The 8852-nt window shown below is 60.0% G+C and carries 9 protein-coding genes; 4 read left to right on the top strand and 5 right to left on the bottom strand.

Annotated elements, in window-relative coordinates:
- The 4 genes from BMY45_RS26935 to BMY45_RS26920 all read right to left on the bottom strand — a co-directional run.
- Positions 1 to 285 (bottom strand): transposase (locus BMY45_RS26935; protein ID WP_143071712.1); only part of this gene is annotated, 285 nt, incomplete at its 3' end.
- A 224-nt stretch (positions 286 to 509) separates the two neighbouring features.
- A complete protein-coding gene (locus tag BMY45_RS26930) occupies positions 510 to 1001 on the bottom strand; it encodes a GreA/GreB family elongation factor (protein WP_092403433.1) in 492 nt (163 codons plus the stop codon).
- Positions 1002 to 1104: 103 nt separating this feature from the next.
- Entirely contained in the window at positions 1105 to 2958 is a 1854-nt protein-coding gene (locus BMY45_RS26925; RefSeq protein ID WP_092403431.1) for an Lnb N-terminal periplasmic domain-containing protein, read from the bottom strand.
- 89 nt (positions 2959 to 3047) lie between these two features.
- Positions 3048 to 3536, bottom strand: a complete 489-nt coding sequence (locus BMY45_RS26920) for a DUF3015 domain-containing protein (protein WP_057451579.1) — start codon at positions 3534 to 3536, stop codon at positions 3048 to 3050.
- Positions 3537 to 3811: 275 nt separating this feature from the next.
- Between BMY45_RS26920 and BMY45_RS26915 the strand changes: the two genes are divergently transcribed.
- The 4 genes from BMY45_RS26915 (at position 3812) to BMY45_RS26900 (ending at position 8360) form a co-directional block, all read left to right on the top strand.
- Positions 3812 to 6250 (top strand): Lon protease family protein, encoded by a 2439-nt coding sequence (locus BMY45_RS26915; protein ID WP_092403429.1) that lies wholly within the window; start codon positions 3812 to 3814, stop codon positions 6248 to 6250.
- A 324-nt stretch (positions 6251 to 6574) separates the two neighbouring features.
- Positions 6575 to 6916: a PA4575 family protein gene (locus BMY45_RS26910; RefSeq protein WP_092403427.1), complete on the top strand. Its 342-nt coding sequence runs from the start codon at positions 6575 to 6577 to the stop codon at positions 6914 to 6916.
- A 132-nt stretch (positions 6917 to 7048) separates the two neighbouring features.
- Positions 7049 to 7537 (top strand): TIGR00645 family protein, encoded by a 489-nt coding sequence (locus BMY45_RS26905; protein WP_047230159.1) that lies wholly within the window; start codon positions 7049 to 7051, stop codon positions 7535 to 7537.
- A gap of 205 nt (positions 7538 to 7742) precedes the next feature.
- Positions 7743 to 8360, top strand: a complete 618-nt coding sequence (locus BMY45_RS26900) for a BamJ family beta-barrel-assembly machinery protein (RefSeq protein WP_025215564.1) — start codon at positions 7743 to 7745, stop codon at positions 8358 to 8360.
- A gap of 132 nt (positions 8361 to 8492) precedes the next feature.
- On the opposite strand, the gene BMY45_RS26895 is transcribed toward BMY45_RS26900, so the two are convergent.
- Positions 8493 to 8750, bottom strand: a complete 258-nt coding sequence (locus BMY45_RS26895) for a PA4570 family protein (RefSeq protein WP_092403425.1) — start codon at positions 8748 to 8750, stop codon at positions 8493 to 8495.
- Between the last annotated feature and the right edge of the window lie 102 nt (positions 8751 to 8852).

Here is an 8852-nt window from a genome sequence, read left to right as displayed (position 1 = left end):
CATCAAGAGAGCCGTAGCCTTTTTTAAGATTTCAGCCTCAGTCTCCAGGCGTTTAATCTTGGCTCGCAGTTGTTGAAGCTCTCGCTGTTCGTCGCTGATTGCCTTGGTGCCTGCCACTGGCTGCCGTTTTTCACGCTCTTTGCGAACCTGATCTACCCAGCGGCGCAGAGCCGTAGGGCCAACGTCCATTGACGCACAGACGTCAGGAACTGAGCAGTTATCATCAAGAACCATGCTTGCAGCACGTTGCTTGAACTCGCGGGTGTAGGTCTTTCGCTCTTGCATGGAACCTCCTGATGGGGCGAATCATATCGCCCTTAAGAGGTGTCCGGGATCATTAAGCCAGTTCAGCTTGCTCGCGATAGTGTCGGATCAGTCAGCAAAAGGTTGCCTGACCCACCGCCATCGCGAGCAGGCTCGCTCCCACAATGGTTTTGGGTCAGGCACAAGATGCACGGTGGGGCTCGACTCCTGTGGGAGCGAGCCTGCTCGCGATGAGGCCGGCAAGATCACCCCGGTTCTATCGCCACCACTTCAATGGCCAAATCCCCCACCGGCCGTTTCCAGACCACTTCATCGCCCACTTTCGTCCCCAGCAGAGCCCGGCCCAACGGCGATCCCCAGTTGATCAACCCTTTGGCCGCATCAGCCTGATCCTCACCCACCAGTTGCACCCGCTGCTCGTGATCGTGCTCATCGACAAAGGTCACCCAATGCCCGATCCGCACCTGATCCAATGAAGTCGGCGTAACGACCTGCGCGCTTTGCAAGCGCTGATGGAAGTAGCGCAAATCCCGTTCGATATCCGCGATTCGCTGCTTGTCCGCCAGTTCTCCCCTGGCCACCTGCTGGCTGTGCAGCGCCTGCAGCTCAGCGACCCGGGCCTGTAATTGGGCGAGTCCGGCGGGCGTGACGTAATTGGGTTGCACGCTGACCTGACGCTCGACCGGTTGATCGGCCTGGGCAGCGGCGTTGTCCTCATTGACGAAGGCGCGACTCATGGCGTTCTCCTCTATTGGAGTTTGGGCCATGGTCGCAGGCTTTTGGTTTCGCTGAATGTCTAAAAACGTCTCGTCGATTTTTGTGGACGGGTAGATGCTTTGGTCAATAGTGATACCACTTCACCTCCAGCATCACTTCGTTCTCCGGTGACGCCAGATGGCTGAACTCGCGCTGGGCACTCAGGCGCAGACCTAGGTTGCGTGACAGTTCCCACTGCTGGTTCAGGCTCACACTACGGCGCACTTCACCGTTGATGAAATAGTCGCCTTTGGCCTCCAGGCTCAAGTTGCCCAGCGGGTTTTTCCACAGCACGCCAGTGTTGAAGCCCGCTGCGGGAGCGATGAACTGGGCGAAGTCGTTGTTGTGTTCGACCCGCACCGTGCCCAAGGCGAACCCCAGCATGTCGTCGCCCAGTGCCCAGGTGCCGCCGGCTCCGCCATTGACGTGGCTGACCAGGGTTTCGTCGTCGTGCTTGCCCGGCACCCGCTCCAGGCCGCCGGTGACTTGCCAGGATAGCGGTTGCAGCAACTCATTGCGTGGAGTCAGCGAGCGAATGGTTGCCAGGTCCAGCTGTTGCACCTGCCAGTCATTGCCTTCGTACTGGCGCAGCTTCAGTTGCAGGATCTCGATCTGTGCGCCCAACGGGAAACTCTCGGCGTTGTCGTTGAGGTCGTGATAGGCCATGCGCAGGCCGTATTCACCGAATGCCCGGTCGCCACGCGTGCCGAGGCCGGCCTGCCAAGTGCGCGACTCGTGGCCATCCTCGGGCAGGCCCGGTCGCGGGATGTCGAGTTCCGGCGCGGGGTTCTGGTTGATCGCCCGCAACAGTTCGAAACTGCGCTGGGCGCGCTGCGGGTCGCGTTCCTGCCCGTTGGCGCGGTAGCGCTCCAGGCGATAGGCCGCGTCGATGATCAGCGCCTGGCGGGCGCGAGGCAATGCCTTGAATGCTGAGGTTTGCAGTTGTTTCTGGTCGGCGCTGACTTTCAGCACCCATTGCTGCTCGGCGTCGCTGAGTGGTTCGGCGCGGCTGAGCAACTCCCGCTCACGGGAGGGACGGTATTCGATGCTTTCCACCAGCCCGGCTTCTTTCACCGCCTTCACGGTGTCGGTGGGAATCGCCGTCAACGGGAACTGTTCGGTCAGCCGCAGGCTGGGACGGGCCACTTGCAGCAGTTCGAGCAGGCGATAGGAGCAGTTTTCATCGAAGAAAAAATAGTCGAACTCAATCTGCTTGAGTTCCCACACATGCTCGACCATGCGCTCGGTTTCCACCTGGCTCAGATTGAGGCGGTATTCCCACAGGTCGCGGTTTTCCAGGCTGCGGTACTCGGAGAGTTTTTCCTGATAGGGCACCAGGGCGAACAGGCCCGGGTAACCGCCCATCAGGCCTTTCCAGGCATAAAGAATGCTGTTGTCCGAGCCTTCGATGTAGGCCCCGAAGTTGATCGCATAGCTGAGCAGCGCGGTCTTGTCGCTTTGCACATCGGCCTGGTCGATGCGCAGCAAGGTGTGGCCGAACATCGAAGATGGGCTGTTCAAGTAGGCGGCCGGAAAAATCATCACCGCGCTGTGGGGCGCGACATCCTTGAACCATTGGGTGAACTCACTGCAGTCAACCGTCGGCAGATCGGTCAGGTTGAGCTGCGCTTTCAGCCAGCGTGTACGCGCCGGGTACACACATTGGGCGTGTTGCTGACCAGCGCTGGCGGGGCCGTACAGGGCTTGCACCGTGGCGGTCAGTTCATGATCGGGATGTTCGTTGCCGTCGGGAGCGAGGAAAAATTCTTTGTCGCTGATATAGCTGCGCCAGCCGCCGAGCTTGGCGGTTTCGTAGTGGCCCAGGGAAATCCAGAAACGGTCGTTGGCCAATTGCTGCAAGCGCTGAGGGTCGACATGAGGTGCGGCGGACAACGGGGCGCACACACAGAGCGCCAGCCAGGCAAGGCGTTTGAGCATAGTTGGCTACTTGGACAGTCGAAAAATAAAGACCGGAAGGGGCCCCAAAAAGAAAACCCGCTCCCCGAGAGGAGCGAGTGGTGTCGAGCTTAAGCTTGAGTGGCGTACTTGGCCAGGCGTGGGTCGCTTTTCAGCACGGCCAGGGTGTTGGTATGCACGTCTTCTGCGGTCACATCAGCCTTGCTGAAGATCTGCTGGAAGTGCTCGTGAGTGACAGCGGAGAAATGCGCACGGTCTTCCGGCGCCACGCCCAGTACTACGGCGTAGGTGGTGAGCGCTTCGCCTTGGCCCTTGGCCATGTCTTCGGACAGCTCGTTCATCATGCCGTTCATGGCCAGCCAGGACTTGCCACCGTAGGTCAGTGCCGCGTTGGTCGAGCAGCCGTTGGTACCGGATGTCATGCCGAAGGTGGCGTTGCCGGAGGTGCCGTTGGTGGTGGATGCCAGGAAGTGAGCCGGGGTGCCACGCTGACCTTCGAACAGCATGTTGCCCCAGCCGCAATCCGGACCGCCTGGCGCCTGAGCCATGGCGTTGAGGGATACAGCGGTGAAGAGAGTACCGAGAAGAATCCGTTTCATAGCTATGTTCTCTTTTATGTGCATACCAATGGACAGGGTCTGGCACCCGCTGGCGCCAGTGGGCCGGTTATTGTTCCAGCCGCGCAGTTTGGAGTTTAGGCACGATCCTGGGGTTCCGTGACATTTTGCAAAAAGTAACTGCAGTGTCATGAATTGACGGGCTCGGGCTCAGGGGTGACCCCTGGACTATGCTTTGGTCTGAGGCGCTTCTTGCCAGTCAGGTGCAGGCAGCGCCAGAATGCCGCTATCTGCCCCGCCTGATGTAAGGAAGCCCGATGCCTGATCCTGTTGCTGCCAGCTTGCGTCTAGCGCCCGAAGCGCTGACCCGCCCGTTTTCCGCTGAACAGTTCAGCTTCTCTACCACCAATGATCTGGAACCCTTCCGCGGTGTGCTTGGCCAGGAGCGTGCGGTCGAAGCATTGCAGTTCGGCGTGGCCATGCCGCGCCCCGGTTACAACGTATTTGTCATGGGAGAGCCCGGCACTGGCCGGTTTTCGTTCGTAAAGCGTTATCTCAAGGCCGAAGGCAAGCGTATGCAGACCCCGGCGGATTGGGTCTACGTCAATAATTTCGATGAGCCCCGCGAACCCCGTGCCCTGGAGCTGCCATCGGGTACGGCGGGCGCGTTCATCGCCGACATCAACGGCCTGATCGACAACCTGCTGGCGACGTTCCCGGCAGTGTTCGAGCACCCGTCCTATCAACAGAAAAAAAGCGCCATCGACCGTGCGTTTAACCAGCGTTACGACCGCGCCCTGGATGTCATCGAACGTCTGGCGCTGGAAAAGGATGTCGCCCTGTACCGTGACAGCAGCAACATCGCGTTCACGCCGATGAGCGAGGGCAAGGCCCTGGACGAGGCGGAATTCGCCCAGTTGCCGGAGTCTGAGCGCGAGCGTTTTCATGACGACATCTCAGGTCTGGAAGAACGCCTGAACGAAGAGCTTGCCAGCCTGCCGCAGTGGAAGCGCGAGTCCAGCAACCAGATGCGTCACCTCAACGAAGAAACCATCACCCTGGCCCTGCAGCCGTTGCTGGCGCCGCTGTCGGAAAAGTACGCAGAGAACGCCGCGGTCTGCGGTTACCTGCAAGCCATGCAGGTGTACTTGCTCAAGACGGTGGTCGAGCAGTTGGTGGACGACAGCAAGTCTGACGCCATCGCCCGCAAGCTGCTGGAGGAGCAATACGCCCCGAGCCTGATGGTAGGGCACCCAACCAGCGGTGGCGCGCCGGTGGTGTTTGAACCGCACCCGACCTACGACAACCTGTTTGGACGCATTGAGTACAGCACTGACCAGGGCGCGCTCTACACCACCTATCGGCAACTGCGCCCAGGGGCGTTGCACCGGGCCAACGGTGGTTTCCTGATCCTCGAAGCAGAAAAAATGCTGGGCGAGCCGTTCGTGTGGGATGCACTCAAGCGTGCCCTGCAATCGCGCAAACTGAAAATGGAGTCGCCACTGGGCGAGTTGGGTCGTCTGGCCACGGTCACCCTGACCCCGCAGCACATCCCCCTGCAAGTCAAAGTGGTGATCATCGGCGCCCGCCAGCTCTACTACGCCTTGCAGGATCTGGATTCGGACTTCCAGGAAATGTTTCGCGTGCTGGTGGATTTCGACGAAGACATTCCGATGGGGGACGAAAGCCTGGAGCAGTTCGCCCAGTTGCTCAAGACCCGTACTTCGGAGGAGGGCATGGCCCCGCTGACCGCCGATGCGGTGGCGCGCCTGGCCACCTACAGTGCGCGCCTGGCCGAACATCAGGGGCGTTTGTCGGCGCGCATTGGCGATCTTTTCCAACTGGTCAGCGAGGCGGATTTCATTCGTCAATTGGCCGGTGACGAGATGACTGACGCCGGTCACATCGAGCGCGCCCTCAAGGCCAAGGCCACCCGTACCGGGCGCGTCTCGGCGCGGATTCTCGACGACATGCTGGCGGGGATCATCCTGATCGACACCGACGGCGCGGCGGTAGGCAAGTGCAACGGGCTGACGGTGCTGGAGGTGGGTGATTCGGCGTTCGGCGTGCCGGCGCGGATTTCCGCCACGGTCTACCCCGGCGGCAGCGGCATTGTCGACATCGAGCGAGAGGTCAACCTCGGCCAACCGATCCACTCCAAGGGCGTGATGATCCTCACCGGTTACCTGGGCAGCCGGTACGCCCAGGAGTTTCCTCTGGCGATCTCGGCCAGCATTGCCCTGGAGCAATCCTACGGCTACGTAGACGGCGACAGCGCTTCCCTGGGGGAGGCGTGTACGCTGATTTCAGCGTTGTCGAAGACGCCGCTCAAGCAGTGTTTCGCTATCACCGGCTCGATCAACCAGTTTGGGGAAGTGCAGGCGGTGGGTGGGGTCAACGAGAAGATCGAAGGCTTCTTCCGCCTTTGCGAAGCCCGTGGTCTGACCGGCGAGCAGGGGGCGATCATCCCCCAGGCCAACGTCGCCACCCTGATGCTTGACGAGAAAGTGCTCACCGCCGTGCGCGCCGGGCAGTTCCACGTCTATGCGGTGCGTCAGGCCGACGAAGCCCTGAGCCTGCTGGTGGGCGAACCGGCCGGCGAGCCGGATGAAAACGGTGAATTCCCTGAGGGTAGCGTCAATGCCCGGGTGGTGGAGCGGCTGCGGGTGATCGCGGAGATGATCAGCGAAGACGACATCAAGGAAGCGGAAAAGGAACTGGCGCAACAGGCGCTGGCGGAGGCCAAGCCGGCTTGATGTGTCGCCAGTTGCTAATGGTGGAGATCTAATTGTGGGAGCGGGCTTGCTCGCGAAGGCGGTGTATCAGTTGGCTTATCTGCTAGCTGATGTACCGCCTTCGCGAGCAAGCCCGCTCCCACACTGGTTTGTAAGGATTGCTTAAAAAGTGCCGCCGTTTTGGCGTCAATATTCACACTATGACCATTCGGCGCATTCTGGTCTCGGCGGGACTTGCGGCCGGAACTTTTCTTCTATCCTCAGTTCAAGGATAACGAGAGCCATCATCGGATCGAAACAGCCTCTTCCTGAGGCTGAATACCGGATCTATCGAGGGGCGCCGCCATGTCGCGCAACCTTTGCCTCACTCGTCAATGCCTGGGCCTTGTCACCCGTATCGAATGCGCCATCCGTCCACTGGCGGGAGATACCGGTATGTGGACCTTGCTCTTCGCCGCCGGAATGGCTGGCGAACAACCTTCGGCCATCAAGGCCCAAGGCCCTTTTCCCGGCCCGAATGCCGCTGAGTCCATTCTCGACACCATTGTGCAAAGCCTGACACTGCACGGTTATGAGCTGGCCGACGACCCGCAGATCTGGAGCCTGCACATGCAGGCCCAGTTACGGGAAATCAATGGAGGCCGTTGTCGCAGCGTCGACGGCTTCGAGTTTCGCCCGCTGCATTGAAAGCCGTCATCATGCGGGGGCTGGCAGTACGGTTTTGCCACAAGGGCTGAAGTCACGGATGGGCCTGGCGTTTATGACCCGGGGCGTGACTGATATACTCGCCGCGATTTTTCAGCCCTGGTGTGAGATTCAATGGAACGCTTTATCGAAAATGCAATGTACGCCTCCCGTTGGCTGCTGGCGCCGATCTATTTCGGGCTGTCCCTCGGCTTGCTGGCCCTGGCGCTGAAGTTCTTTCAGGAAGTCTTCCACATCATCCCCAATGTGTTTGCCATGGCCGAGTCCGAACTGATTCTGGTGCTGCTGTCGCTGATCGACATGGCGCTGGTGGGTGGCCTGCTGGTGATGGTGATGATTTCCGGCTACGAGAACTTCGTCTCGCAACTGGACATCGATTCCGACAAGGAAAAGCTCAACTGGCTCGGGACCATGGATTCGTCCTCGCTGAAGATGAAGGTCGCGGCCTCCATCGTTGCCATTTCCTCGATTCACCTGCTGCGCATCTTCATGGACGCCAAGAACGTCGATCCCGAGCACCTGATGTGGTACGTGATCATCCACATGACCTTCGTGGTCTCGGCGTTTGCCATGGGTTACCTGGATAAACTGACCAAGCACTGAGGCCCGTTCATCGCCTTGGCGCACCGCCCGTCTGTTGCAAAGCAGGCGGGCGTTGTCGTTTTTGGCAGCGGCGCTTTGATGAGGCGGCTCATCACCCGCTACGGCATCTGTGCTAGTCTGCTCGCCCTTTTGGTTCCGGGCGCTCCGGGAGGCGCTGTGTCGAGCACGGCAAATTCCCGAGCCGTCCGCACAGCGGAGCAGCATCATGTCCGAAGTTAACCTGTCCACCGACGAAACCCGCGTCAGCTACGGCATTGGCCGTCAGTTGGGCGACCAACTGCGCGACAACCCGCCACCGGGCGTTAGCCTGGACGCGATCCTGGCCGGCCTGACCGACGCTTTCGCCGGCAAGCCGAGCCGTGTGGGCCAGGACGAGATGTCCGCCAGCTTCAAAGTCATCCGCGAAATCATGCAGGCGGAAGCTGCCGCCAAGGCAGAAGCTGCCGCTGGCGAAGGCCGTGCATTCCTGGCTGAAAACGCCAAGCGCGAAGGCATCACCACCCTGGCCTCGGGTCTGCAATTTGAAGTGCTGACTCAGGGCGAAGGCGCCAAGCCGAGCCGTGAGGATCAGGTGCGTACCCATTACCACGGCACCCTGATCGACGGCACTGTGTTCGACAGCTCCTACGATCGTGGCCAGCCAGCCGAATTCCCGGTGGGCGGCGTGATCCCGGGCTGGACCGAAGCCCTGCAACTGATGAACGCCGGCAGCAAATGGCGCCTATACGTGCCGAGCGAACTGGCTTACGGCGCTCAAGGCGTTGGCAGCATTCCGCCGCACAGCGTATTGGTGTTTGACGTCGAGCTGTTGGACGTTCTGTAAGACCCTGCCTGGTTTAACGCCGGGCAAATAGGTGGGAGCGGGCTTGCTCGCGAATGCGGACTGCCAGTCGACATTTTTGTTAACTGACACACCGCCTTCGTGAGCAAGCCCGCTCCCACATGAGCTGCGCGTTCATCCTTGAAACCTGCCACTGAAATCACCCGTAGGGCGCAATGCCCGGGCGTAACAGAACAGGAAGAGATTGCGCACCAGTTCCTTGAGCACCAGCGGCTCGCTGGAATTGAGGCTGTGGAGGTCCAGATCCCCCTGGTCCTGCAATTCGTTCAAGGCTTCTTCTTCAAGTACCGCGCAAACTTCCCCGGTTTCCCGATGCAGGATTCTCAGGTAAGGGTGTGGGCGGTCCAGCCAGGCATCGATCAAATAAGTCATGGTTCTCATCTCCTTGATGGGCGTTATGAGAATAATTCTTATTAGCTAAATAGCAAGGCTCTATTGGCGTTGCGATTGTTTTTCTGACGATGGGTTGTGCTA

Source organism: Pseudomonas sp. NFACC39-1, from assembly GCF_900110355.1.
Taxonomy (GTDB): Bacteria; Pseudomonadota; Gammaproteobacteria; order Pseudomonadales; family Pseudomonadaceae; genus Aquipseudomonas; species Aquipseudomonas tehranensis.
This window is presented reverse-complemented; position numbering and strand designations above follow the sequence as displayed.

Excerpts from the sequence above, each read along its gene's own strand:
- BMY45_RS26930 (WP_092403433.1), bottom strand. The coding sequence starts at position 1,001 with ATGAGTCGCGCCTTCGTCAATGAGGACAACGCCGCTGCCCAGGCCGAT.
- BMY45_RS26925 (WP_092403431.1), bottom strand. The coding sequence starts at position 2,958 with ATGCTCAAACGCCTTGCCTGGCTGGCGCTCTGTGTGTGCGCCCCGTTG.
- BMY45_RS26920 (WP_057451579.1), bottom strand. The coding sequence starts at position 3,536 with ATGAAACGGATTCTTCTCGGTACTCTCTTCACCGCTGTATCCCTCAAC.
- BMY45_RS26915 (WP_092403429.1), top strand. The coding sequence starts at position 3,812 with ATGCCTGATCCTGTTGCTGCCAGCTTGCGTCTAGCGCCCGAAGCGCTG.
- BMY45_RS26910 (WP_092403427.1), top strand. The coding sequence starts at position 6,575 with ATGTCGCGCAACCTTTGCCTCACTCGTCAATGCCTGGGCCTTGTCACC.
- BMY45_RS26905 (WP_047230159.1), top strand. The coding sequence starts at position 7,049 with ATGGAACGCTTTATCGAAAATGCAATGTACGCCTCCCGTTGGCTGCTG.
- BMY45_RS26900 (WP_025215564.1), top strand. The coding sequence starts at position 7,743 with ATGTCCGAAGTTAACCTGTCCACCGACGAAACCCGCGTCAGCTACGGC.
- BMY45_RS26895 (WP_092403425.1), bottom strand. The coding sequence starts at position 8,750 with ATGACTTATTTGATCGATGCCTGGCTGGACCGCCCACACCCTTACCTG.